Raw genomic sequence first — 24,617 nt, 5'->3', positions numbered from 1 at the left:
ACTATTGCTTGCGCTTCATCGCTTCATTCAGGCGATCGCCGAGCGAGCCCAGGCCGCCCGATGACTTCTGTTCCTGGGGCGGGCGGAAATTGCCGCGTGGACGCTCGGGCGCCCGGTCGCGCACGGGGGCCGCCGCGTCTGCATCGCGGCGCATGGTCAGCCCGATGCGCTTGCGCGGCACGTCGACCTCGACCACGCGGACCTTCACCACGTCGCCGGCCTTCACCACTTCATGGGGATCCTTGACGAACTTGTCGGCCAGCTGGGACACGTGCACCAGACCATCCTGATGCACGCCGATATCAACGAAGGCGCCGAAGGCGGCGACGTTGGTCACGGTGCCTTCGAGCATCATGCCCGGCTTGAGGTCGGTGATGCTGTCGATGCCGTCGGCAAAGGTCGCGGTCTTGAATTCGGGGCGCGGGTCACGGCCCGGCTTCTCGAGTTCGGCCATGATATCCTTGACCGTCGGCAGGCCGAAACGCTCGTCGACGAAGCTGCGTGGGTCGACCTGAGCCAGCGCCGACTTGTCGCCCATCAGCGCACGCAGGTCGCGGCCACAGGCGGCGACGATCTTGCGGGCCACGCCATAGGCTTCGGGGTGCACCGCCGAGGCATCGAGCGGCTCGGTGCCGCCGGTGATGCGGAGGAACCCCGCCGCCTGCTCGAAGGTACGCTGGCCCAGCCGCGGCACGTCCAGCAGCGCCTTGCGCGAGGGGAAGGGCCCATTGGCATTACGATGGCTGACAATGGCGTCGGCGATGGAAGGGCCAAGGCCCGAAATGCGGGCCAGCAGCGGCGCCGAGGCGGTGTTGAGATCGACACCAACCGCGTTCACCGCGTCTTCAACCACGCCGTCCAGCGACTTGCCCAGGCGATACTGGTCGACGTCGTGCTGATACTGACCGACGCCGATTGCCTTGGGCTCGATCTTGACCAGCTCGGCCAGCGGATCCTGCAGGCGCCGGGCGATGGAGACCGCGCCGCGCAGCGACACGTCGAGATCGGGGAATTCGTTGGCCGCCAGTTCGGAGGCCGAATAGACCGACGCCCCGGCTTCCGAGACGATGACCTTGGTCGGCTTGGTGCCAGGCAGGCGCGCCAGCAGGTCGGCCACCAGCTTCTCGCTCTCGCGGCTGGCCGTTCCGTTGCCGATAGCGATCAGCTGCACGCCGTGGCGCACGATCAGCATCTGCAGCATGGCCTGTGCGCCGGTCACGTCATTGCGCGGCTGGAACGGGTAGATGGTCTCCGTCGCCAGCACCTTGCCGGTGGCATCGACCACGGCGAGCTTGCAGCCGGTGCGGATGCCCGGATCGATGCCCATCGTGGTCCGCGAGCCTGCGGGGGCCGCCAGCAGCAGGTCCTTGAGGTTGCGGGCAAACACGTTGATCGCCTCGACCTCGGCGCGGTCGCGCAATTCCACCATCAGGTCGACCGAGAGCGAAATCTTGAGGCGGGTGCGCCAGGCCCAACTGGCCACGTCGCGCAGCCACTTGTTGCCGGCGCCATCGCCCTGCGCCTCGAGCGCCGCGACCACCATGCGCTCGACGGGCTTGGGGCCCTCGGTGACGTCGCCGTCGATCTCGATTTCGAGGCTAAGGAACTCCTCGTCACGGCCGCGCATCATGGCGAGGGCACGATGGCTGGGGGCCTTGGACCAGAGTTCGCTATGGTCGAAATAGTCCGAGAACTTGGCGCCCTCGGTCTCCTTGCCCTTGATCACGCTGGCGCGCAGCAGCGCCTTGGCGCGCATATGGGCGCGCAGCTGGCCGAGCAAAGCGGCATTCTCGGTCAAGCCCTCGATGACGATGTCGCGGGCGCCGTCCAGCGCTTCCTTGGTTCCTGGCACGTCCGCGGTGATATAGGCCTCGGCCAGCAGCAGCGGGTCGCCCTGGCGGTTGGCGAGGATGGCCTCGGCCAGCGGCCCCAGGCCGCGCTCGCGGGCAATCTCGGCCTTGGTGCGGCGCTTGGGCTTGAAGGGCAGGTAGAGGTCTTCGAGTTCGGCCTTGGTCGTCGCGCCGACGATCGAGGCGGTGAGCTCGGTGGTGAGCTTGCCCTGCTCGTCGATCGACTTGATGATGGCGGCGCGGCGCGCTTCCAGTTCGCGCAGATAGGCGAGGCGCTCGGAGAGCAGGCGCAGCTGGGTGTCGTCGAGCCCGCCGGTCACTTCCTTGCGGTAGCGCGCCACGAACGGCACCGTGGCGCCCCCGTCCAGCAGTTCGGTCGCCGCCAGCACCTGGGCTGCACGCGCCCCGATCTCGGTGGCGATCTGATTGGCAATACGGGTTTCGGTATCGGACATGAGTCGCCTTCCTGCTCGCAAGGTCGGGACCATAAGAGCGAGAATGCGGCGGAAACAACCTCAGGGGTGCTCAAACCTGTTCAAGAACCCGTTGCCGGGGCGTCAGGCGTCGGGCGGAAGCACCGAGCGGACGCGTGCGACGAAGAGGTGGAACTCGTGCATGAAGTTGCGCAGGAATGCTTCGGTCCCCTCATTGGTCACCTGTCCGTCGTCTGTGATGAGGCCCTGGGTGAACTGGATGTAGGCTTCGGGCGCGTTCATCTGGGGCGAATTGCAGAAGCTGAGCACGCTGCGCAGGTTCTGCTGGGCCACGGCCGTGCCGATGGCGCCGATGGAAGCCCCAATGACCGCCGATGGCTTGCGGGCGAAGGAGTTCTGCCCATAGGGGCGGCTCGCCCAGTCGATGGCGTTCTTCAGCCCGCCGGGAATGGCGCGATTGTATTCGGGGGTGACGAACAGCACGGCATCGACGTTGGCGATGGCCGACTTGAAGGTGCGGGCGACGGCGGGGAAATCGGCGTCGTAGTCGTAGCTGTAAAGCGGCAGGTCGCGGAAGGGGATCTCCGACATATCCAGCTCTTCGGGCGCGAGACGGACCAGCGCCATGGCCAGCTTGCGATTGATCGAGGCGGTCGCGAGGCTACCGACAAAGAATCCGACACGGTGGTGGGTGTGCATGGGCATCCTCCAGGGGCAAGCGGGCACGCCAGATGGCGGCCGGCTGACAATTGCAGAATGACGCTGGGGAGGAGGCTATACCCGCGCAGGAGTGGCGGAAAGGTGCATTCCGCAGGCGGGAAGGGCAGCTCGCGGCACTGTGTGCGCCGCGAGCTGTCGCGTGGTCAGTTAGTGGCCAGACTGGGTCTGTACCGTCGCTTCGACCGCTTCGTGGTCGTCGGGCGAGCGGGGCATGAAGCGCCGCACGAACCGCCCGAAGCCGTCGATATAGGTCAGCATGACCGGCACCACGACCAGTGTCAGCGCGGTCGAGCTGATCAGGCCGCCAATCACCGCATGCGCCATCGGCGCGTTCTGGCTGCTGCCTTCATGCAGGCTCAGGGCCAGCGGCAGCATGCCGAAGATCATGGCCAGGGTGGTCATGATGATCGGGCGGAAGCGGGTCGCCCCGGCTTCGACCAGAGCGTCGAACAGGTTCCAGCCCTCCTTGACGTGCTGGTTGGCATTGTCGACCAGCAGGATGGCGTTCTTCACTACCAGGCCCATCAACATGATGAAGCCGATGGCCGAGAACATGTTGAGCGTCGTGCCGCCGATCAGCAGGCCCAGCATCACGCCGATCAGCGCGAGCGGGAGCGATGCCATGATGGCGACCGGCTGCAGGAAGCTGCCGAACTGGCTGGCCAGCACGAGGTAGATGAAGATGACGGCCAGCAGCAGGGCCGAGCCGGCCGCCGAGGCCGTTTCTGCCAGCTGCTCGACGTCGCCCCCGGCCGAGATGCGGTAGCCGGCCGGCATTTCCATGCTGGCAATGGCCGCCTGGATCTGCCCGGTAACTTCACCAAGGCCGACACCCGACAGGTTCGCGGTGACGCTGACCTGTCGCGACAGGTTCTGGCGCAGGATTTCGCCCGGGCCCTGCGACTGCACGATCTGGGCAACCTGGTCGAGACGGATCATCTCGTTCGAGCCGGTGGCGCCGCTCTGGGTGATCGGCAGCGAACCGAGGGTCTCGATGTCGTCACGAGCCCATTCCGGCAGGCGGACGGCCACCTTGTAGCTGTCCCCGTTCGGAGCGGTCCAGTCCGTGACCTCCTGGCCGCCCAGCATCGGGCTCAGCGTTGAGCCGATTTGGGAGAGGCTGACGCCGAGGTCGCTGGCGAGGTCGCGGTCGATCCGCACACCCAGTACGGGCTGAGCGGAATCAAGGCTCGATTCAATATCCTCGAGGCCCTTGATGGCGCGCAGCTGCGCGATCAGGCGATCGGCCAACTGGTCGAGCACGGTGAGTTGTCGCCATAGATGGTGATCGACACCGGGGCGGCAACGCCGCCCAGACCCGAAGCGGCGCCGACCATGAATTCGGCGCCCGGAATCTCGGCCAGCGCGTTGCGCACCGGCACGGTCATGTCCTGCGGGGTGCGATCGCGCAGTCCCTGCTCGACCATGGTGACGACGATAGTGGCGCGGTTGTCGCCCGAGGTCGTGCCCGCATTGATGGTGGCATAGGTGCCCTCAACTTCGGGGAAACGGCGCAGCGTGGCGTCAACCTGGCGGACCTTGCTGGCGGTGTAGTCGATGGACGAGCCGGTCGGGGTCTCGATCGAGACCTGGAACTGGCCCGTATCGGTGGCCGGCACGAATTCGACGCCAACCAGCGGGAACAGGAAGAACGTCCCCACGAAGGACAGCAGGGCGATCGACAGCGTCGTCTTGCGGAACTTCAGGCACCAACGCAGCAGGCCACGATAGCCATCGTTGATCCACTGGAAGAAGCGGTCGAACTGGGCAATGGCCTTGCCCACCGGGCCGCGCTTGGCATCGGGATGGGCCGCCGGGTCATACCAGACACTGCTCATCATCGGGTCGAGCGTGAAGGCCACGAACAGCGAGATCAGCACCGCCACCGAAACGGTGACGCCGAACTGCAGGAAGAACCGGCCCAAGATGCCATCCATGAAGGCCACGGGCAGGAACACCGCGACGATCGAGAGGGTGGTGGCCAGAACGGCCAGGCCGATTTCATTGGTGCCATCAAGCGCCGCCTGGCGGTGGCTCTTGCCCATGTGCAGGTGGCGCATGATGTTCTCACGCACCACGATGGCGTCGTCGATCAGGATGCCGACGGCGAGCGAAAGCGCCATCAGCGTCATCATGTTGAGCGTGAAGCCCAGGAAGTAGAGCACGATCATCGTGCCGATGATCGAGATCGGCAGGGTGAGGCCGGTAATGACCGTTGAGCGCCAGGAATTGAGGAACACGAACACGATCAGCACGGCGAGAACCGCGCCTTCGATCAGCATGTTCTGCACGGCGTGGAACGAGTCCTCCACCGGCACGGCATTGTCGGTGACGACTTCGAGGTGCACGGTGTCGGGCAGCACGCCGTTCTGCAGGTCGGCGATGACCTTGCGGATTTCGGCGGCAACGCCAACGGTGTTGGCGCCCTGCGTCTTGACGACGTCAATGGCCAGCGCCCGCTCGCCATTGAGTAGAGCGAGGCTGGTCACGTCGGCCTGGCCGTCTTCGATGGTCGCAACGTCGCGCAGATAGACGGCCTGGCCGCCCTGGCGGGCCACGACGATGTCGAGGAAGTCCTCGGCATTCTCGATGCGCCCTTCCACCTGGATGGACTGCTTCTGCGAGCCATTGGAGATCGAGCCGGCGGGCAGGTTCTGGTTCTCCTGGCCAAGGGCCTGGATCACCTGGCCAACGCCGACATTGAAGGCGTTGAGGCGGTCGGGATCGACCAGCACGTTGAGCTGGCGCGGCACTCCACCCACGACGGTGGCGCGGCCGACGCCGGAAATGTTGGAGAGGCGGCTGACAATGACGTCGTCGGTCAGTGCGGTCAGGTCACGCGGGGAAAGCGTGTCCGAGCTCACGGCCAACGACATCACCGGCAATTCCGAGGGGTCGAAACGCAGCACCTGGGCGTCGCCGGCATTGGCGGGGAACTTGCCCTGCACGGTGGCCAGCCGGTCGCGCACGTCCTGTGCGGCGGCCTGGGAATTGACGCTCATGTCGAAGAGGATGATCACCATGGCCTGGCCGGCCTGCGAGGTCGACTGGATGGTGTCGAGGCCGCTGATCGTATTGACGGCTTCTTCGATGGGGCGAACGATATCGTTCTCGACGGCTTCAGGCGACGAGCCGGGATAGCTCACCACCACGGCAACGACCGGCAGGTCGATGTCGGGCAATTGCTCGATGGGCAGGCGCTGGTAGGAGTAGATGCCGAACACCAGCATTGCCACCATGATCATGGTGGCAAATACCGGGTGATTGACGCTGATGCGGGTTAGAAACATTTAGCCCTCCACCATCGTGATCAGGTCGCCGGGCTGCAGCTGGGTCAGAGGCGCGGTCACAACCACGTCGCCTTCCGCCAGGCCGGATGTGATCTCGACCAGGCGATTGCCGTTCCAGCTTTCACCCTGCTCGATGGCCTGGCGTTCCACTTTGCCGTCGACCAGCTTGAGCACGAAGAAGCCTTCGGCATCCTCATGCAGCGCCGTCTTGGGCACGGCCAAGGCATTGGGACGCTCGGCCACGACGATCTGGCCGGTGGCGAACATGCCGCCGCGCAGCAGGTTGTCGGTATTCTGCAGCGCGACATAGACCGGAATGCTGCGCGTGCCGCTCAGCGCGATCGGGTTGATGCGGTCGACCACGCCCTTGAAGGCCTGGTCGGGCAGGCCTTCGACCGTCACGGCCACTTCCTGGCCCTTGGCGAACAGTGCGCTCGAGGCGACGGGAGCTGAAGCGTTGAGTTCGACTTCGCTGAGGTCGACGATGGTGAACAGAACGGCGCCCTGCTGCACGGTCTGGCCCGGGCTGACATTGCGTTCGGAGATGATGCCGTCCATCGGCGCCTTGAGGGTGGCGTTCTGCAGCGCAATGGTTGCCGCTTCGACCTGCCCCTCGAGGGCTGCCAGGTTGGCGCGCAGGGCCTCGGCGCTGGACTGCGCCTGCTCGATGCCCGAGGAGGCGGCCAGGCCGCGCTCGATCAGGTCGGTGGTGCGGTTCAGCTGGCTTTCGGCCAGCTGAAGCTGGGCGCGGGTGGCGTTGGCGGTATTGGTCTGCTGGTTGAGTTGGATGCGCAGGCTTTCGGTGTCGAGCTGCAGCAGCACATCGCCTTCGCGAACCGCATCACCGGGGCGCACCATGACGGCCACGACCTTGCCGGACACCTGAGAGGCGAGCTGCGTCTGCTGCTTGGGCGCGAGCGATCCCGTCACCTTGACCGTGCGCTGCAGGGTCTGCGCCGCGATGGTCGAAATCTCAGACGGGTTGATCTGCATGACGGGCGCGGCCACCGGCTCTTCCACGGCCGGAACCTCAGCCTGCTGGTTGCTGGCGTAAATGGCGGCAGCGCCGCCTACCACCACCAGGCCCAGCACAAGCCAGGGCCAGCGGCGGCGCTTCGGCTTGAGGCCTGCGGCGATGCGCTCGACGTTTTCCTTGTCCCGCTTCGATTGGGCCCATTCGGGTTTGGGGTTTTCAGTTGTCATTGTGTTCTACCGTGCTGGGCCCGGCCTCTGCGGATGCCGGAGGAAGGGGAAAGTTCTGTTTGGTCCATTCCGCCAGAAATTCGGCGGATTGGGTATAGAATTGGGCGAGTTCGTGGACCCGGCTGCGCGGTCCATCGTCATCGCCAGCGGCAGGGAAACGTGATTCGGCTTCTCTCACCATTGCGGCGACCGCGCTCATTCGCGCCGTGACGGCCTCCATCATGCGCGGATAGGGATTATCACCGACTTCATAATAATCCTGACGGTCACCGGCGCGGCTGGTCTGGTGGATGGTGCCGATCTTGGCCAAGAGGCGCGCATTGGTGCTGGCACTGGCCTTGCTGATCTTGAGCCGCTCGGCCATTTCGGCCAGCGAGAAGGGGCGCCCTTCTACGATCAGCAGGCCCATGATGCGGCCGGCAATGCGCGGCCCGCCATCGGCCTGAGTGATCAGGCCCATCTGCTCGATGAAATATTCCGTTGCGGACAGGGTTTGCGTCATGCCTCTCGCTAATGCACCGGGTATCGTTCAGTCAATACTGAACGAATTTAACACTTTGTTGTCATGCAGCGCTGAGGCCATGCCCAAAGGGCCGGTTAGAGATAGGTGCCGTTGTCCGAATTTCAATTTCTGCACTTGGCAGATGGCGCGGTTCCCGCCAGCTTTACCGGGCATCGCCGTTCCGCGGTGTTTCCGACTCACCGCAGGAAGCGCGTAGAAATGACTGGAAATCTGGCCTCCCAGTTCCTCATCCGCGAGGATGTGACTTTCCTTAACCATGGTTCGTACGGAGCCTGCCCGCGTCCGGTCTTCGCGGATTATCAGCAGATCCAGTTGGAGCTGGAGAGCCAGCCGGTGGCCTTTCTGGGGCGCGAACGGGCCGCGCGCATGACCGTGGCCCGCGAGGCGCTCAGCGCCGAACTGGGCACTGCCTCGACCAATATCGCGGCGGTGATCAATGCGACCTCCGGCCTCAATGTGGTGGCGCAGTCGCTTGACCTGCGCGAGGGCGACGAAATCCTGACCTGCGACCACGAATATGCGGCGCTCGACAAGACCTGGGCCTATGTGGCGCGGCGCAGCGGCGCCAAGGTAGTCTTCGTAACGATCCCGCTCCCGCTGGTCGACGAGGGGGCGTTCTATGACGCCATGGTCGCCGGGATGACGTCGCGTACGCGGGTGCTGTTTCTCAGCCATATCACTTCGCCGACGGCGTTGCTGTTTCCCATCGAGCGGCTAGTGGCCGAGGCGCGGCGGCGCGGCATCATCACCATCATCGATGGAGCGCATGCGCCGGGTCATGTCCCGCTCGATCTCGATGCGCTTGGCGCCGACTTCTATTCGGGCAATTGCCACAAGTGGCTGATGGCGCCCAAGGGGTCGGCGTTTCTCTATGCGCGCCCAGAAATGCAGAGCCTGCTCAATCCCTTAGTCATCAGTCATGGCTGGACGCTTGACGCCAAGGAGCCGGGCGTTTCCGGCCCGCTCGGCAGCACGCCTTTCATCGACGGGGTGGAATTCTATGGCACGCGAGACCCTTCGGCCTGGCTGGCGGTGCCGTCGGCGCTGGCGTTCCGCCGCCAGCATGACTGGACCAGCGTGATGGCCGATTGTGCCGATCTGGCCTGGGAAACCGCGACCCGTATGGCCAGGCTGACCGGCCTGCCGCCGCTGTCGAGCCGGGAATTCACGGCGCCGCAGATGGTGGCGATGCCGGTGCCGCCGATTGCAGATACCGTCGCATTTCATGATGAATTGCTTGAACGCTACGGGATCGAAATTCCCGTGCTGCACTGGGGTGGCCGGTCCATCGTTCGGGTGTCGATCCAGGGCTATAACACCAGCGCACAGGCCGATTTGCTGGTGCGCGCCTTGAGCGAACAGTTCGGGCTGTGAGTGCCGAGGCATGCCAGCACAGACGTGCAGCATGCTGACGGATTTCTTGCAGATTTCTTCGAGGGAAAGGCGATCCGGCCGGTGGTGGCCGGATCGCGAGAGGTCAGGCCGCGACGGTACGGCGGTAGTGGTCGAGCGCCGCGACGCTGTCGACCGTGGTGCAGACGACATGGGAGGGCCGGCCAGCCCAGTGCGGGTGACCACCGGTGCGGGTGTCGGGCATCTGGATGGTCTGGCCGACGGCGATGCCATCGCGGACCACGCAGATCGGACCGCTGCGGGTTTCGAACCATTCGGGCTTGAGCACATAGGTCACGGCCAGCAGGTCATGACCGACGACGCCCTCGATGCCCATCACGGCATTGTAGAACAGGGCATAGTGATCCGACATCTGGCGGAGCAATTCGCCATTCTCGCCGACTTCGGCGGCGAGGGTTGCGAGGTAGTCGGTGTCGAGGACCACGTCATGGGTGACGTCCAGCCCGACGACGACGACTTTCCAGTCGGCGGCGAAGATTTCGTCGGCGGCAACCGGGTCGCCATGGATGTTGGCTTCGGCAGCCGGGGTGATGTTGCCGCTGCGGCCCTGATAGCCGAAAGCGCCGCCCATGATCACGACCTGCTTGGCCAGGCTGGCCACTTCAGGGTCCTGCCGCAGGGCCAGCGCCAGGTTGGTCATGCGGCCGACGGCGATAATGGTCACCTCGCCCGGATGGGCGCGCAGCGTATCGATGATGAACTGGCTGGCTTCGCCTTCCAGCAGACCGGTCTCGTCGACATGGGGAATGTCGATATCGCCAAGGCCATTGTGGCCGTGTACGGCAACGGGTTCGTCCTTGGCGACGCCATCGAGCGTGACGCCGGCGCCACGAATGACGGGCGCGGTCAGGCCGAACTGCTGGCGCAGGAACAGGGCGTTGCGGGTGGTGGTTTCAATATTGGCATTGCCCACGACGGTGGTGATGCCAAGCAGATCGATCTCCGGCAGCTTGCTCAGGTAAAGCAGCGCCATGGCATCGTCGATGCCCGGATCGGTGTCAAAGATGACCTTCATCGGATTTCTTTCAATTCGCGGCGCGGCATGTGCTGTCTCCTTCACGGAAGCACGGCACAGGTGCCTTTAGAGGGGTCTATGATGGGAAGTTCGCGCCTTGGCGCGGTGGCAGGCAGCAACCACAGATGAGCGCGGCCCGTCAAGCCACGGCGCGGGGCCGGGCGGGCACAAGAGCGTGTGGCGGAGTGGGCCTGGCGCTGTGCCGCAAGGCGGGGGATAGGGCGGGCGCGTTGGCCGGTCTTAGGGCTTTGTTAACCATGTCGTCACTTGATGGATCTTAGGGATCGAACCCTGATTTGGAGAGACGGACATGGTGCAAACCGGCGCGCACATCATTGCTGTGGGCAATGAAAAGGGTGGCTCGGGCAAGTCGACCACGGCCCTGCACCTTGCCGTCTACCTGCTGCATCAGGGCTACCGGGTGGCGACGGTGGACGTCGATAGCCGCCAGCAGACGTTGACGCGCTATGTCCGCAACCGCCGCAGCACGGTGGACACCACCGGGCGGCAGGTGCCGATGCCTAAGCATGTCCACCTGCCGACGGCCTGGGGGGACTCGATCAGCGAGAACCAGCGCGCCGAACTCGATATCTTCACCAAGGCCATGCGCGAGCTGCGCGACGAGGTGGACTATATCGTCATCGATACGCCCGGCTTTGACGGCAACCTGGCGCGGCTGGCCCATTCGGTCGCCGATACGCTGGTGACCCCGATCAATGACAGCATGATCGATCTGGACGTGCTGGCGCGGGTCGATCCGGTGAGCGGGGAGCCGATCGCCACCAGCCCCTATTCGCGCAATGTGCAGCGCGCGCGGGCTGACCGGCAGGCGAGCACCGGGCAGGGCATCGACTGGGTGCTGGTGCGCAACCGTATTTCCAATCTCGGCTCGCGCAATGCCAGCCAGGTGCAAAGCACGATCGAGCGGGTAGCCGCGCGGCTAGGCTGCCGGGTGGCCGATGGCATTGCGGAGCGCGTGATCTTCCGCTCGCTGTTCCCGGTGGGGATGACGGTGTTCGACCCGCTGGAAGCCGATCTACTTGGCGGGGCGCCCTCGATGTCGCACATCAATGCGCGGCAGGAATATCGAAGCCTGGTCGCCGCGCTGGCGCTGCCGCCGCGCAGCGCGCCGGGCGATGCGGCCGAGCCGATGCTGGCTTCGGCCTAGCCGTCAGGCGGGCATGACCCAGATCGTATCGGTGGCCGGGTTGCGCGTCAGCGTGGCGGTGATGCGGAAGATGCTGGCGAGGTTGTGCTCGGTCAGCACCTGCTCGGGCGTTCCCAGCGCCGCCATCTCGCCCTGATCGAGCAGGCAGAGCCGGTCGCAGAACATGGCTGCGAGGTTGAGATCGTGCAGGGCCGCGATCACGGTGATGCCGAGGCCCCGCACGAAGCGCAGCAGCTGCAGCTGATGGTGGATATCGAGGTGGTTGGTCGGCTCGTCGAGCACCAGCACGGCCGGCTGCTGTACGAGTGCCCGCGCCACCAGCACGCGCTGGCGCTCGCCGCCCGACAGGGTGCGGAACAGGCGGTCGCGGAACGGGACCAGCTGCAGCAGCTCGATTGCCGCTTCGATCAGGGCCCGGTCGTGGGCGGTGTCGGGCTCGAGCAGGCGCTTGTGTGCCGCGCGGCCCATGGCGACGACGTCCTGCACCGTCAGCGGAAAATCGGCCGGCATGTCCTGCAGGACCGCGCCGACATGACGGGCCGCCCAGTTGGCCGATTGCTGCCAGACATCCTTGCCATTGACCAGCACCTGCCCGGACGAGGGGCGGTTGGTGCGATAGATGGTGCGCAGCAGCGATGACTTGCCGGCGCCATTGGGGCCGAGCAGGCCGACCATCTCGCCGGGCTTCACGTCGAGGGAAATGTCGCGAACCAGCGTCCGGCCGCCGGCGGCAAAGCTGACATTGTTGAGGCTGAGACTGCCCGGTTCGATGCTCATGAGCGGCGCTCCCCGGTTTTGGCATCGCGGCGCAGCAGCCAGATGAAGAAGGGGCCGCCCACCAGCGCAGTGATGATGCCAACCGGCAGCTCGAGCGGGGAAATGACGCTGCGCGCCACAAGGTCCGCACCGATGGTGAAGCTGGCGCCCACCAGCGCCACGGCGGGCAGGGCGCGGCGGTGGTCGGCGCCGATCAGGAAGCGCACGATATGGGGCACGATGAGCCCGACAAAGCCGATTACGCCCGAGACCGCGACCATGACCCCAGTCAGCGCGGCGGTGAGCACGAACATGGCCTGCCGGAAGCGGTGGATGTTGAGCCCGAGGGCGGCGGCGCTTTCGTCGCCCGCCATCAGCAGGTTGAGCCGGCGGGCCTGCACCAGCATGATGCCCAGCCCGATCACCAGCGCGGCGACAGGCAGAGGCAGCAGCTTCCACTGCGCCGAGCCGAAACCGCCCAGGGTCCAGAACAGCACGCGAGCGGCCAGTTGCGGATCGGGCGAGGTCAGGACCAGAAGGCTGGTGGCGGCACTCAGAACCGAGCTCATGGCGATGCCGGCGAGGACCAGCCGGGTCGGCGTCATCTGGCCGCCGGTTCGGGCCACCCAGAAGACAATGATCAGCGTGACCAGCGCGCCGGCAAAGGCCGAGAAATAGAGCGTGAAGGCCCCAAGGCTGAGCAGGCCCCAGCGCATGACGATGACCGCGCCGGTGGCCGCGCCGGATGAGACGCCCAATATGCTGGGACCGGCGAGGGGATTGCGCACGATGGCCTGGATGGTCATGCCGGTCGCGGCCAGGGTGGCTCCGACAATGCCGGCGAGGATGACCCGCGGCATGCGGGTTTCGAGAATGATCGTGTCATAGACGCCGCGCCAGGTGGCGGGCACGATTTCGGCGCCGGAGAGGCCGTTGACCAGCACCCCGAGCGCGGTGGGCGCGGGCACATGCACCGAGCCGAACATCAGCCCGGCCATTGCCAGAACGAGCAGGATTGCGACCAGCATCACCATCGCCGCGCCATAGGACAGGCGCGAGGCCTGCCGCAATGGCGGCACCGGGCCTGCGGCGGGCTGGGCCGCCGCATGGTCGGCCCTGCTCGACCGCAGCACGGCGAGCAGCCGGCTTTGGTCGATGGGCGGGGTGAGGTCTGATCGCAGGTTCATGGGGTCGGGCTCTATTCGGCGAAGGCTTGCGGGTGGAAGGCGCGGGCCAGGCGCTCGACCGCATCGACGGTGCTGGGGCCGGGCTGGCCCTGCACGGAATCGATGAGGATGAAGCGGTCGTTGAGAATGGCGGGGACGTTGGCGATGGCCGGGGTGGCCTTGAGCGTCGCAATGCGGGCCTGGCCGAGTTCGGTATCGGGATCGGCAACGACCTGGCCGCCGGCGGTGCCGGAATAGAAGACCACGATGAAGTCGGGCTCCCGCTCGGCCACCTGCTCCCAGCTCACTTCGCCATAGCGCTTGGCCACATCGGCAAAGATGTTGTCGCCACCGGCAGCGGCCACGGCCTGCGAGAGCAGGGTATTGCCCAGCACGCCATTGGGTGCGGACTCGCCGCCATTGTAGATGAAGACCGAGAGTGGCTCGGTGCCTTCGAGCGCCGTCTTGACTGCATCGAGGCGGGCGGAAAGGCTCTCGACAACCGTCTCGCCGCGCTCGGCGACGCCGAAGATCGTGGCGACCGAGCGGATTTCGGCGAAGAGTTCATTGAAGCCGAAGCTGCCGAGATTGCAGCCCTCGACATTGAGGCGCGTCTGCATGCCCAGATCGTGCAGCTGGTCGCGGGTGTGGCGGGACTCGCTGAAGCCGTCGGGATAGCCGGCATAGACAAAGTCCGCCTCGGCATCGAGCAGTTCCTCGGTGGTGGCGACCAGCGGGGAGAGGACCGGAATGGTCGCATAGGCATCGGCATAGGCCGGGCTGATCTTGAGATTGGCCATGTAGGAGGTGCCAGCCATCTGCCCTTCGAGGCCCAGCGCCAGCATCAGTTCGGTGGCGTTGTTGGAAAGCGTCACGGCGCGCTGCGGGGCGGCGTCATAAACGGTGGCGACGCCGCAATTGTCGTCGGTGACCGGGAAGGTCTGCGCCGAGGTGGGCGCGGCCAGCAGGAGCGCGCCGAGCGCCAGTGCGCTGCCGAGCCTGATACTGCGTGAGAGAATAGTGGTCATGGCGTGTCCTTTGGTTCGCTTGAGATCGGGGGAAGGGCTTGGAGGGCGGGCAGCACTTCGTGCCCGAACAGGGTCGACATGGCTTCCGCCTCGTCGTCGGCAATTTCGCCGTTGCAGTTGAAGATCAGGCGGATGCTGTCGATGCCGGTCGCGGCGCGCAGGGCGAGGAGCTGCTCCAGGCAATCGCCGGGGCTGCCGGCGATCATCTGCTGGGTGAGGAAAACAGCGGGGTCGATGGGCTTGATGGTGTCGAGCGGCCGGTTCTGGGCAATGGCGTAGCGCCGCCGCCGTTCATAAAGCCGGGGCAGCAGGGCATCGACAGCAGCAAGCGCCACCTGCCGCGTGGGTGCGATGGTGACGTAGCGCGAGATCGAAAAGTCGGCGGGGTAACGGCCGCTCGTATTGCCGGTCAGGTCGTCATAGACGCCAAGCTGGCGCTGCTCGGAGGGTTCAAGGCTGAGCAGCAGGGGCAGCCGGTGGCTGACGCTGAGGCGGATGGTTTCGGGCGTGGATCCGGCCAGGTAGACCGGCACGGTTTCGCCCGGCGCCAGCAGCGGGCCGACGGCATGGCTGGAAGGGGGCCAGACGCTGTTTTCGGGCACAAGGGTTGGCCCGTGCCAGGCCGATTGCATCAGGGCGAAGGATTGCTCGAAGAGGTCTCGCGACTGTGCAGCGTCGATCCCCAGCGCCTGCAACGTGGCAGGGAAGGTGCCCCGGCCAATGCCGAAATCAAACCGTCCGCTGCTCTGCCAATGCAGTTGCGCGACCTGCTCGGCCAGCAGGAACGGATGATAGAGCGGCAGCACCACAATCGAGGTGCCGACCCGCATCCGCTCGGTGCGCGCAAAAATGCTTGCCGCCAAAAGGAGCGTCGAGGGATAGGGATCGGGCGGCTGCTGGAAGTGGAACTCGTTGAACCAGATGCCGTCATAGCCCAGCGCGTCCATGCGGGCGCAATAGGCAAGGACGGCCCGGTGATCGAGCGACTTCGCGCCGCGGGTAAACCCGGCGATATCGACCCTCATGACGAGAGCCCGATCAGATCGTGTGTCGAAAGAGAAAAGTCCTGGGCGTCAAACCGCATCCGGCCGTGCATCCCTGTTCGTGGATGCAGTGACTCGTGTTCGCGCGCAGCATTCTGGCGTGTTCATTGCCTGCCCCCTGCCGGGACACCTCGCCCGACTTCATGGTGTTGCCTGGGCAGGTCTCCTGGCTCGCGGCTCAAACGCCCTTCGCTACCTTCCCGGATCCCGGGGGATCCAGTGGCTTGCTGCGAAAGGCTTGCCGCTTACAGTTGCGAGGGCAGCCACGGTATTGGCCCCTGATGGGTAGTCCGCACCGTGTTCCCTTTTAATCCGCGCGTCATGGCGGAACCAAAGCACTGGTCTCTTCGCATGATGGGGCGGGGAGGGCAAGATGGGTGAATTATATTCATTGACAGGAATATTCTGTTTTGTGAATATATATGAATGAAACAGATAGCGACTGCCTTTGGTGACGACGCACGATGGCGCATTCTCGAGCTGCTGGCCGAGCGGCCGCGCTCGGTTGGAGAAATCGTCGAGATCACAGGACTGCGGCAGCCGCAGGCGACAAAGCACCTGCAGACCCTCGCGCAGGCGGGGCTGGCAACGGTGTTTCCGCTCGGCCAGCGCCGGGTCTATGCCATCGAAACCGGACCCCTGTTGGCAGTGCGCGGCGGGCTGGACGAGCTGCTGGCAACGGCGGAAACGCATCGTGGGGCGCGGGACATCGTCGAACGCTATTGGGCGGCCATCCAGGCCGACGCCACAGAGGCCGACAGGGACCGCTGGGCCGATGGGCGCAGCTTTGTCTTCGAACGCACCATGCCGCACGCGGCTGATCGCGTGTGGCAGCATTGGATCGATCCTGACCTGTTGGCAGGCTGGTGGGCGCCGCCATCGCTCAAGGCTATCCGCTGCCTGATCGAGCCCCGGCCGGAGGGGCGCGTCGTGCTCGACTATGAAGGGGCAGGGGAACACCATCGCTCCGAAGGGCAGGTCGTGCTGGCCGAAGCGCCCAACCGGCTGGTGTTTGACCTCACCGTGCTTGACGCGGCGGGCGGGGCGGCGTTCACGGCGCATTACGACCTGTCGTTGAGCGAAGTCGCCCCCGGCCAAAGTCTGATGCAGCTGGGCATGACCATCACCGAGACGACGGTGGAGGCACTGCCTTTCATCGCCGGCATAGAAACAGGCTGGAACCAGGTCCTTGACCAGTTGCAGGCCGCAGTCGCAGGAACAGGAGCATCGAAATGACCAAGCTGAATGGCCGCCGCGTGACCGCCAATCTGAGCCTCACCCTCGATGGGCGCTATAACGGCCCGGGTGGCGCCACCGACCTCAGCCAGATCGTGCCCTATGCGATCACGGACACGGCGCGGGATCACATGACCCGCATCTGGGAGAATGCCACGACGGCGGTGCTGGGACGGACCAATGCCGAAGGGTTTTTGGGCTTTTGGCCAACCATAGCCGATAATGAACAGGCCGACCCGCGCGATCGCAACTTTGCCAAGTGGCTGGTGGGCGTCGACAAGGTGGTGTTCTCGTCGACGCTGAAAACCAGCCCCTGGGCGCGGACCAGACTGGTCAATGCCCCGGCCGCCGAGGTGATTGCGGACCTCAAGCAGCAGGGCGAGGGCGATATTCTGGTCAATAGCAGCGCCAGCATTATCAAGGCGCTGCTCGCCGCCGATATGATGGACCGGCTCTACCTCATGATCTGCCCCGAAATCGCCGGAAGCGGCGAACGGCTATTCGAAGACGGGCTCCCCGGCGGCAAATGGGCCCTGACGCGCAGCGATGCCGGCAAACAGGGGGAACTCGCCCTGATTTATGATCGGGTCAGGTAAGGCCGGGTCAGGGGTTGGTGTTCGTGCCGAACATAAGCGGTTTCCTCTGCTGGCGGTCCATGGCCGCCGGTCGCTGTTTCTCGCTATAAGGTGTGGAGACGCAGTCCAGGGTGAGGTTTTTCCATGCGCATGTACCAGGTCGATGCCTTTACCGATCAACTTTTTGGGGGCAATCCCGCCGCCGTTCTCGTGCTCGAGAAATGGCTGCCGGACGATCTGATGCTGGCGATTTCGCAGGAGAACAACCTTGCCGAGACTGCCTTTGCCAAACGACGCCCGGACGGAGCGTGGGATTTGCGCTGGTTCGCCCCTGCTCATGAGGTTGATTTCTGCGGTCATGCCACACTGGCAACGGCGCATATACTTTTCACCCAACACAAAGCGGATTCCGATCTTGTCTTTCATACCCGTGTCGGTGAGCTGAGGGTATCAAAAGCAGAGAGGGGCTACCGCCTCGACATTCCCCGGCTGGACCCTGAGCCCATCGAGCGTCTGCCGCCGGAAATAGCGGACATTTTTTCTGAGCCACCCGTCAGTATTTTCCGAAATTTCGAGAACATATTTGCGGACCTCGGCAGTGCAGAGGCCGTCCGCACCTTCGTGCCTGACCTAAACGCAATCGGGAAGCTTGGTTCGGTCGGTCTCGTGGTGACGGGAGTGGAGGCCAGCGGGGAACCGGCAGATTTCGTCTCGCGCTATTTTGCACCCGGAGCCGGTATTCCGGAAGATCAGGTTACAGGGTCCATACATGCAACGCTGGTGCCCTATTGGGGTACGAAGTTGGGCCGTGACAGGCTGATGGCCTTTCAAGCTTCTGCGCGCGGCGGGTGGCTGGACTGCGAGTTGATGAACGAGAGCGTCCAGCTGGCGGGCAATGCCGTGACCTTCATGACAGCGACCATTTCCCTGCCGGACGCCCGCTGACCAGAAGCCGCTTCGTCCGCATTGTGGGCAAGGACCGGGTGAGCAATGAGGCCGCTTCCGACCCCATTGCGGGCGTTTTCCCTAGAGACACCAGCGCCTAAGAGCGGACCTGCTTCATCCACTTGCATATCAGGGCAGATCCGCGACACGTTGTTTCACGCCTCTCAAAGAAGCATTCAGGAGAGTTCGTCGCTTCTGCTCGGCCATACAAGCTTGCGCTCTCGTGTGCCGGCAGGTTGAAGTACTTCTTCGACCTTGTCGGCGTCCGGAGAGTAATTTGACATCGATAGCCATTCTGATTGGAAATGCGGCTTATGAACAAGAGGACGATCTGGCGTGCTGTGCCGAAGACGTGAAGGCCATGACCGCCCTTGTCGAGGCCACTGGGCGTTTCGACAATGTCTACGCGCGGACAGACGTCGATTCAGACGCCATGCGTGACCTACTGCGCACCACTCTTTTGCCTACTGGCGAGTATGAGGAGATATTCTTCTACTTCTCTGGACACGGAGCTCAGATCGGCGGCGACCTCTTCTATTGCGGCACTACTTTTGACGGGGGGAGGCCCAACGAGACTGGAGTGTCACATACCGAGGTGCTGAACTTGCTACGACCTGCCGCGCCCAAGCTGCTCGTGAAGGTGATCGACGCCTGTTATTCTGGTGCGTTGCTTGTTAAGACCCAAAGAACTACGCATCCCGTCGTCAAGGAGGGCTTGCGCAACATTCTGCAATTCTCCTCTTCGAAGGATGATCAGACTTCTTGGGGCGGCGAGCAGTTAAGTGCTTTTACGAGGGCTTTTCTGGAGGCGAGCGTACGAAAGACCGAAGGGACGGTTTACTACTCCGACATTGCCAATACGCTCCGTGACGATTTCCTGGAGAATGACGATCAGACGCCATTTTTCTTCAATCAAGGCACCGGGCGAGAGGCCTTGGTATCGGATGCAGCTATTTTGGCAGGTTTCAAAGAACGCCTTGCGAAGGAATGGGGCAGTTCGACTTCGATAGCTATTGATCACGCATCGCCGGTACCTATCGAACCCCCAGCTACACCGACATTTGAGGAGCTGCTGGAAAGGGCCGAAGAACGGATGACATCGCCAGAGGGCGCAAATGCGTTGGTTGGCCAGATATTTGACGGGGTGCTCGCCACGTTCGATGCGAGCAGCTTCTCCGGACTATTCGAAAAGGATGTTTCCGAGCACAGTTACTACGACGAACCGACTGCGGAGGAGTTCATGATCCGCGTTTTAGCTCGGGAGAGCCGTCCTGATCGACTTGTGACCGCCGAGATTGATCGCGTCAAGAAAAGGGCATCGCCATGGGACTTAGGTTTGTCTGCCCTTACGATGGCGATAAACCCCGAATGGACCGAGGAATACACCCTTTCTTTGAACTGTTCGCTAGACCGTGCACAGCTATGTGTCTCGTTGACGCCTAAGTATCGCTCCCTCCAGCAACTGAAGCTTGTCCTAAGTTGCGCGCCCAGCCTCGATCATTGCTATTTGTTCGAACTTGTTACGCTTCATCCAAGAACGGATTGGGAGAAATTCAGCACATCCGGAACTGAGGCTGTTCGGCGATGGTATAAGCTGGAGTGGAACCAATCCGTGGATCACGTGGTCAAGAAAATCTGCGACGGGTTGACTAAGTCGATCCAAGATCACGTCAACGCGATAGCCAAGCGCCTATCGGACGATAAGGATTAATTGGCAACGGGGGATCCGTCGATCTGAGGCATCGTTTGCTCGGCTGGATGAGCATTTTTGTCGTTGGGCAGCTGGTTGGGTGCACCAAATGACCGAGCACTTTCGTTGTGACTAGGCAAGCACCTCTTATGTCTCCTAGGGCTCCGTTTCATCCAGGAGCGGACAGTCCGCTTCCCACCCCATTTCGGCCATGTCTTACTGCCGCCTCACGGGCTCGCGCAAAAAGACCAGCAAAATCAACAGAAGCCAGAACCGGCCGGTTCTTCCGCTGAAAAACTAACCACTAACCATCAACCAGCAACAGAAGTAGATATCGCTACCGCTCGTCCGAAGCCGCAGAAGAAGCGGCATTCGTACACCGAGGCCTTTGAAAGTTTTTGGGCAGGCTACCCAACCGATAGCCTGATGTCGAAGCTCGACGCGTCAAAAGCGTTCGAAGCGCTGTCTCCCGACGAGCAGGGGCAAGCCACAGCGTCCTTGCCGGCGTTCAAAGCCTACTGCGCCGGGCACCCAGATTATCGACCAGTCCACGCCAACCGCTACATCACCCAGCGCCGGTTTGAGGGCTTCCTGAAGACCCAGACAGCGGTCGATAGCCGCCAGTTCGTCGCCGCGGGTTCGCCCGCCTGGAATGCGATCCTGAGGCTTCGCCGGGTAGACACATTGCCTGCGAGTGATCGCAACGGCTCGCGCGGCTGGTACTTCGACCGCGCAGAGGTGAAGCGGGCCATGGAGCTGGCTGAGCAGCCAGACTGGCGGACGGCGGGTGCAGCATGAGCAAGGACCGCTCCCAGTACCTCGCAGCCGAACGCCACAAGACGAAGGTGGGCAAGCAGCGCAAGGCAGACGCCGAGCTAGCAGCAGTTGCCCGGCGCGTGGTGCGCGAAAGCCTGATCGAGCGCCGCCCATCAGTCCTTCGCTTCCACGACCTTTGCGAAGCCGTCGCAGCAGAGCACACCAAATGAAAGTCCCGCTCTCCCACCAGATCGCCGCCGCCACCCGGCACCGGGACCAGCTCGAGCGGCAGGTTCAAACCGAACCAGAGCTGATGCCAGACCTTCACGCAGCCGAGGCCACCATTCTCACGCTGGCCTTGCTGCAAACCACAGAAACCGAGTTCCGCCAGTTCATGGCGCAGAGGAGATCAGTATGAATTCCAAAGGTGTATTCCGACTTTCGGACATGATCGGGAAGCCGGACACCCAAGCCGGACTGCCCGATGGCTCGTGGGTGCGCGCAGTGCCGGAGCCATACAGTTTCGGGCTGCGCGTCCGACTGCGCTCTGCGTGGGACGTAGTGACGGGCAGGGCTGTCGCCATCGAATGGCCTCGGCACGGTGAACTAGAGCGCGCCCTCCGTTCCCCACTCCCCACCCAAGAAGGATAGGGCAGGACAATGAGCGCAACGATCAAATGGGCGGCCATAGCAGTTGGGATCGGCGCAGCCGCCTTCCTTGCTTATTCGGGCGTGGATGGGTGGGGCTGGTTCCTGCTCGTTGCCGTTCTCGCCATCTGACCACCACCAACTAGACCAAGGGGCAACACAATGGGCAATGACAACTGGTACATCGTGCAGTGCAATCCGAATTGCGAACGCAAGGCGGTTGCCGAGATCCGGCGCGCAGGCTTCCGGGCCCACATGCCGCGCCTCGCCCGGGTGCGCCGCCACCACCGTACAGGCGAGCCGCTGGTGAAACGCCGGCCGCTGCTCGTGGGCTATGTGTTCATGCGCTTCCCGGGTCCGGTGAACTGGTATGCTCTGCGCAAGTGCCAGGGCGTGAAGGGCGTGCTCTACATCGACGGCCACGCCTACAAGATGCCGCGGGAGAATGTCGCCGCGATCATGCGGGCGCAGCGCTCCATGCGGCACGAGGACCAGGACACCAAGGCGGTGCGCCGCGAGATGCGCAAGGGCAGGCTGGACGTGCGGCAGGCGCAGCACCGGGCCAAGATCGGGGGAATGCAGCCGGGCCGCTACATCACCGCGCCCATCAGCGGCGCCGAGCGCATCCTTGCCCGCATTCTATCGGTGACGAAGAAGGGGACCATCAAGGCCGTGGTGCAGATGGAAGACCGCGAAATGCCTGTGGAGTTCACCGACATCGATAACTTGGAATTGGTTGACGCTCCGCGCAAAGCAGCGTAGATTCTGCGTTGGATGATCCGATGTTCTGTAGCGGTTCTCGCCGGTCGGACCCAGCCAACCCACCAGTTCGGCGCTTTCTTTTTTGCGCCCAGAATTCAGAAGCCGCCCAGGAGACTGGAGCGGCTTTTTTTATGCGCGCCGGTACGCATCCACGGAAAAGCCGGCAACCATCAACCCCCTCATGAGGTCCACATGCGTATCCGCTCCTTCATTGGCGCGGCGCTGCTCTGTCTGGCCGCGCTGGCGTTCGCGCCCGTCGCCATGGCTGACCCCGCGCCCGATATCTGTATGCTCGCCCCTGCCCAGACCGCTTCCGTCACCTACGACGTCGCTCCGGCCGCTCCGGCCTGTGCGATCGACGTCCTGGCCGTCCAGTCGCTTGCCGCGCCTAGTCCCGGCGGCGACGAGGGCGAAGCCGCTGGCCCCTGTGCTATCCCCGCGCTGAAAGCGCCCGACTTTGCCAGCTCGCGTCTGCATTTCGACCCGGGCCGCTGTCTGGCCTGACACTGACGGTCGGGCGCATCGGCGCTCGGCCTGTTTCTCCGGTTACGGGAAAACCCCGCAACTCGACAAACAGGCATCCCCCAATTGGGGTATCCAGTTTGAGGCGTCGGAGCAGCTTGCCGGAAGGCCGCGAAGCTCTGAGCTATGGTCCGGATAATGCTCGGCACGCCTCAATCTCTCCCAGCAGGTCGCCCATTCGTGGCTGTCATCGCTGCCCAAACAATGAGCGGGGCAAAAAAATTACCACATTTGAAACCACTAGGGCGCAAGGTGGTTAAGACTCGATAGGGAGGCGCGGCCTTGCGCATCACCGATCAGAATCGTTGACATGCCGGTCTAGTCGTCCTACGAGACACGCACGCTGACAGTGTCAGCAAAGATATAAACGGCGAGCCAGCTCATCCTATAAGTACTGCGATCGTGGTGCTTGGATGGGCTGGTTCCGTTTTTATAGAATGATACAAGCTCGATATGCCATCCTGCTAGACGGTGGGTTTGTCACCAGAAAGCTCCAAGAGAAGCTCGGTCAGCCGCCCACGGCTGATGATATTGTCGCGCTATGTGATGAGATTGCAGCCTTCGATGTCTTTAAGAACTACGAGCTGCTTCGTATTTACTATTACGATGCGCCTCCTTCACTAGAGACCGTGCAACTGCCCGTCTCCGGTGGAGAGTATGCGCTTGCCACAACAGACAGAGCGCGGCATGCTCAAAGCTTGTACGATCAACTCGAATTGAAACATCGCTTCGCGTTGCGGATGGGCGAAACGCGCCTTACGCCATTCCATTGGAAAATAAAGCCTAAAAAGGCGAAACAACTGATGAACGCTCCAAGGGAGCTAACCGACGGCGACTTCGCTCTGGATATCAATCAGAAGGGCGTCGACATTCGTATTGGTTTGGACATGGCGCGCCTGGCGCTCCGGGACACAGTTAGGGCGGTAGCGGTAGTGACTGGCGACAGCGATTTCGTTCCTGCGTTCAAGTTCGTTCGCCGCGAGGGTGTTAAAGTGATGCTGTGCACCATGGGACATCGAGGTGCTCGGCGAGAGCTCAAGGCTCACGCAGACTTCGTGCTTTCGTAGCAACAAAAAATTAAGGATTGATCAGCTAATCAATCCGTGCACTGTAGATTGTGGACGCCCATCATCTAGTTGCTATCCGCTAAGCCGGCCAGGGCATTACGACGGATACGAGCGGCAGTGTTCGCGAACGAACTCCAAGCGCCCCAAGCGGTAGCGCGTGTAACAAGACACGTGCACCGACTTAGGCCAGTGACAAACGACCATAGTCATCTCCTTGAGTAGGGCAGGTTTAAGCCTGCCCGCTCGCGGGTTCGCACCATTACGACCCGCATATAGGATTGTGCGGGTGCGATGATGATAGGCGACAATGGGCGTCCTAAATCCTCCATACACGCTGCGTCGCGATGCCGCAAGGCCCACTCCTCCATCCCGCCAAGCAGGCGTGAATGAAGCAGTTTTTGTTTTTTTGGGCTCGCAGTTCTGGCCTTCAGGCAACCCCATTCCCCAGCCCTTGGCATAACAACCAGGGTTAGAGCGAATGAACGATCGGCATCATTTGAGTGACGTGGCTATCTGGGCCACCCGCCACGTGGAGCCAGCGGGCTTCGACGCCAACGCCGGGTTTAACAGCTACCCCGATCAACTCTAAGTTGTCGCTCACCGAACGCAGCAGCCTTTGGACGAACAAGTGGATGTCCTCCACGGCCATGCTTGCGCAGGGTGCAAGTTTGTCCGGGTCGCTAAGCAGGCGTTTGGCAAGTCTGATGTCAGCCTCGATCTTGTTGATCATGCTAGGGCCCCCCATTTGGCCCGCACTAGAACAAACATATCGCCAAGTGCCAAGCCTCCACCGGCTGGCAGGAATGG

24 protein-coding genes and 1 riboswitch are annotated in these 24,617 nt (G+C 63.3%); of the genes, 12 read left to right on the top strand and 12 right to left on the bottom strand.

Annotated features, from left to right (window positions below):
* Position 1: 1 nt before the first annotated feature.
* From ACZ5WT_RS03015 to ACZ5WT_RS02990, 6 genes are all read right to left on the bottom strand, one after another.
* Positions 2 to 2,305 carry a Tex family protein gene (locus tag ACZ5WT_RS03015; protein ID WP_464285914.1) on the bottom strand — a complete coding sequence of 768 codons (2,304 nt, stop codon included), beginning with the start codon at positions 2,303 to 2,305 and terminating at the stop codon, positions 2 to 4.
* Between the two features lie 102 nt (positions 2,306 to 2,407).
* A complete protein-coding gene (locus ACZ5WT_RS03010; RefSeq protein WP_464285913.1) occupies positions 2,408 to 2,983 on the bottom strand; it encodes an NADPH-dependent FMN reductase in 576 nt (191 codons plus the stop codon).
* Between the two features lie 168 nt (positions 2,984 to 3,151).
* Positions 3,152 to 4,267, bottom strand: coding sequence for an efflux RND transporter permease subunit (locus ACZ5WT_RS03005; protein WP_464285912.1), 1,116 nt, complete (start codon positions 4,265 to 4,267; stop codon positions 3,152 to 3,154).
* Positions 4,240 to 6,294 (bottom strand): efflux RND transporter permease subunit, encoded by a 2,055-nt coding sequence (locus ACZ5WT_RS03000; RefSeq protein WP_464285911.1) that lies wholly within the window; start codon positions 6,292 to 6,294, stop codon positions 4,240 to 4,242. Before ACZ5WT_RS03000 ends, ACZ5WT_RS03005 begins: the two co-directional genes overlap by 28 nt.
* Positions 6,295 to 7,497 carry an efflux RND transporter periplasmic adaptor subunit gene (locus ACZ5WT_RS02995; RefSeq protein WP_464285910.1) on the bottom strand — a complete coding sequence of 401 codons (1,203 nt, stop codon included), beginning with the start codon at positions 7,495 to 7,497 and terminating at the stop codon, positions 6,295 to 6,297. It abuts the gene before it with no gap.
* Entirely contained in the window at positions 7,487 to 7,999 is a 513-nt protein-coding gene (locus ACZ5WT_RS02990) for a GbsR/MarR family transcriptional regulator (protein ID WP_464285909.1), read from the bottom strand. Before ACZ5WT_RS02990 ends, ACZ5WT_RS02995 begins: the two co-directional genes overlap by 11 nt.
* A 219-nt stretch (positions 8,000 to 8,218) precedes the next feature.
* Between ACZ5WT_RS02990 and ACZ5WT_RS02985 the strand changes: the two genes are divergently transcribed.
* Positions 8,219 to 9,394, top strand: coding sequence for an aminotransferase class V-fold PLP-dependent enzyme (locus ACZ5WT_RS02985; RefSeq protein ID WP_464285908.1), 1,176 nt, complete (start codon positions 8,219 to 8,221; stop codon positions 9,392 to 9,394).
* Positions 9,395 to 9,497: 103 nt separating this feature from the next.
* Here ACZ5WT_RS02985 and ACZ5WT_RS02980 read toward each other — a convergent pair whose 3' ends face one another.
* Positions 9,498 to 10,448 carry a nucleoside hydrolase gene (locus ACZ5WT_RS02980; RefSeq protein ID WP_464285907.1) on the bottom strand — a complete coding sequence of 317 codons (951 nt, stop codon included), beginning with the start codon at positions 10,446 to 10,448 and terminating at the stop codon, positions 9,498 to 9,500.
* 310 nt (positions 10,449 to 10,758) lie between these two features.
* Between ACZ5WT_RS02980 and ACZ5WT_RS02975 the strand changes: the two genes are divergently transcribed.
* Positions 10,759 to 11,616, top strand: a complete 858-nt coding sequence (locus ACZ5WT_RS02975) for a division plane positioning ATPase MipZ (RefSeq protein WP_464285906.1) — start codon at positions 10,759 to 10,761, stop codon at positions 11,614 to 11,616.
* Between the two features lie 3 nt (positions 11,617 to 11,619).
* Here ACZ5WT_RS02975 and ACZ5WT_RS02970 read toward each other — a convergent pair whose 3' ends face one another.
* The 4 genes from ACZ5WT_RS02970 to ACZ5WT_RS02955 are packed head-to-tail and all read right to left on the bottom strand — an operon-like array spanning position 11,620 to position 15,591.
* The gene (locus ACZ5WT_RS02970; protein ID WP_464285905.1) at positions 11,620 to 12,393 is read right to left on the bottom strand and encodes an ABC transporter ATP-binding protein; all 774 of its coding nucleotides are present in this window, start codon (positions 12,391 to 12,393) and stop codon (positions 11,620 to 11,622) included.
* Positions 12,390 to 13,559: a FecCD family ABC transporter permease gene (locus ACZ5WT_RS02965; RefSeq protein ID WP_464285904.1), complete on the bottom strand. Its 1,170-nt coding sequence runs from the start codon at positions 13,557 to 13,559 to the stop codon at positions 12,390 to 12,392. The genes ACZ5WT_RS02970 and ACZ5WT_RS02965 overlap by 4 nt, the downstream gene beginning before the upstream one ends.
* Positions 13,560 to 13,570: 11 nt before the next feature.
* Positions 13,571 to 14,566 carry an ABC transporter substrate-binding protein gene (locus ACZ5WT_RS02960; protein WP_464285903.1) on the bottom strand — a complete coding sequence of 332 codons (996 nt, stop codon included), beginning with the start codon at positions 14,564 to 14,566 and terminating at the stop codon, positions 13,571 to 13,573.
* A complete protein-coding gene (locus ACZ5WT_RS02955) occupies positions 14,563 to 15,591 on the bottom strand; it encodes an LLM class flavin-dependent oxidoreductase (protein ID WP_464285902.1) in 1,029 nt (342 codons plus the stop codon). The genes ACZ5WT_RS02960 and ACZ5WT_RS02955 overlap by 4 nt, the downstream gene beginning before the upstream one ends.
* A gap of 157 nt (positions 15,592 to 15,748) precedes the next feature.
* Positions 15,749 to 15,959: riboswitch (cobalamin riboswitch) on the bottom strand.
* A gap of 76 nt (positions 15,960 to 16,035) precedes the next feature.
* On the opposite strand from ACZ5WT_RS02955, the gene ACZ5WT_RS02950 reads away from it, so the two are divergent.
* From ACZ5WT_RS02950 to ACZ5WT_RS02905, 10 genes are all read left to right on the top strand, one after another.
* The gene (locus tag ACZ5WT_RS02950) at positions 16,036 to 16,845 is read left to right on the top strand and encodes a metalloregulator ArsR/SmtB family transcription factor (protein WP_464285901.1); all 810 of its coding nucleotides are present in this window, start codon (positions 16,036 to 16,038) and stop codon (positions 16,843 to 16,845) included.
* Positions 16,842 to 17,441 (top strand): dihydrofolate reductase family protein, encoded by a 600-nt coding sequence (locus tag ACZ5WT_RS02945; protein ID WP_464285900.1) that lies wholly within the window; start codon positions 16,842 to 16,844, stop codon positions 17,439 to 17,441. The genes ACZ5WT_RS02950 and ACZ5WT_RS02945 overlap by 4 nt, the downstream gene beginning before the upstream one ends.
* A 123-nt stretch (positions 17,442 to 17,564) precedes the next feature.
* The gene (locus ACZ5WT_RS02940; protein WP_464285899.1) at positions 17,565 to 18,365 is read left to right on the top strand and encodes a PhzF family phenazine biosynthesis protein; all 801 of its coding nucleotides are present in this window, start codon (positions 17,565 to 17,567) and stop codon (positions 18,363 to 18,365) included.
* Positions 18,366 to 18,642: 277 nt separating this feature from the next.
* Positions 18,643 to 20,076: a caspase family protein gene (locus ACZ5WT_RS02935; protein ID WP_464285898.1), complete on the top strand. Its 1,434-nt coding sequence runs from the start codon at positions 18,643 to 18,645 to the stop codon at positions 20,074 to 20,076.
* 405 nt (positions 20,077 to 20,481) lie between these two features.
* The gene (locus tag ACZ5WT_RS02930) at positions 20,482 to 20,853 is read left to right on the top strand and encodes a hypothetical protein (RefSeq protein WP_464285897.1); all 372 of its coding nucleotides are present in this window, start codon (positions 20,482 to 20,484) and stop codon (positions 20,851 to 20,853) included.
* Positions 20,850 to 21,041 (top strand): hypothetical protein, encoded by a 192-nt coding sequence (locus ACZ5WT_RS02925; RefSeq protein ID WP_464285896.1) that lies wholly within the window; start codon positions 20,850 to 20,852, stop codon positions 21,039 to 21,041. Before ACZ5WT_RS02930 ends, ACZ5WT_RS02925 begins: the two co-directional genes overlap by 4 nt.
* Positions 21,038 to 21,229, top strand: coding sequence for a hypothetical protein (locus tag ACZ5WT_RS02920; RefSeq protein ID WP_464285895.1), 192 nt, complete (start codon positions 21,038 to 21,040; stop codon positions 21,227 to 21,229). Before ACZ5WT_RS02925 ends, ACZ5WT_RS02920 begins: the two co-directional genes overlap by 4 nt.
* A 392-nt stretch (positions 21,230 to 21,621) precedes the next feature.
* The gene (locus ACZ5WT_RS02915; RefSeq protein WP_464285894.1) at positions 21,622 to 22,221 is read left to right on the top strand and encodes a transcription termination/antitermination NusG family protein; all 600 of its coding nucleotides are present in this window, start codon (positions 21,622 to 21,624) and stop codon (positions 22,219 to 22,221) included.
* Positions 22,222 to 22,413: 192 nt separating this feature from the next.
* On the top strand, positions 22,414 to 22,725 hold the full coding sequence (locus ACZ5WT_RS02910; RefSeq protein ID WP_464285893.1) for a hypothetical protein: 312 nt from the start codon (positions 22,414 to 22,416) through the stop codon (positions 22,723 to 22,725).
* A gap of 431 nt (positions 22,726 to 23,156) precedes the next feature.
* Positions 23,157 to 23,810 carry an NYN domain-containing protein gene (locus ACZ5WT_RS02905; protein WP_464285892.1) on the top strand — a complete coding sequence of 218 codons (654 nt, stop codon included), beginning with the start codon at positions 23,157 to 23,159 and terminating at the stop codon, positions 23,808 to 23,810.
* A gap of 469 nt (positions 23,811 to 24,279) precedes the next feature.
* Here ACZ5WT_RS02905 and ACZ5WT_RS02900 read toward each other — a convergent pair whose 3' ends face one another.
* The gene (locus ACZ5WT_RS02900) at positions 24,280 to 24,540 is read right to left on the bottom strand and encodes a hypothetical protein (protein WP_464285891.1); all 261 of its coding nucleotides are present in this window, start codon (positions 24,538 to 24,540) and stop codon (positions 24,280 to 24,282) included.
* Positions 24,541 to 24,617 lie beyond the last annotated feature (77 nt).

It is taken from the genome of Devosia sp. T2-14 (assembly GCF_055397495.1).
The sequence above is the reverse complement of the archived record's forward strand: the minus strand, read 5'-3'. Positions and strand labels throughout refer to the sequence as shown.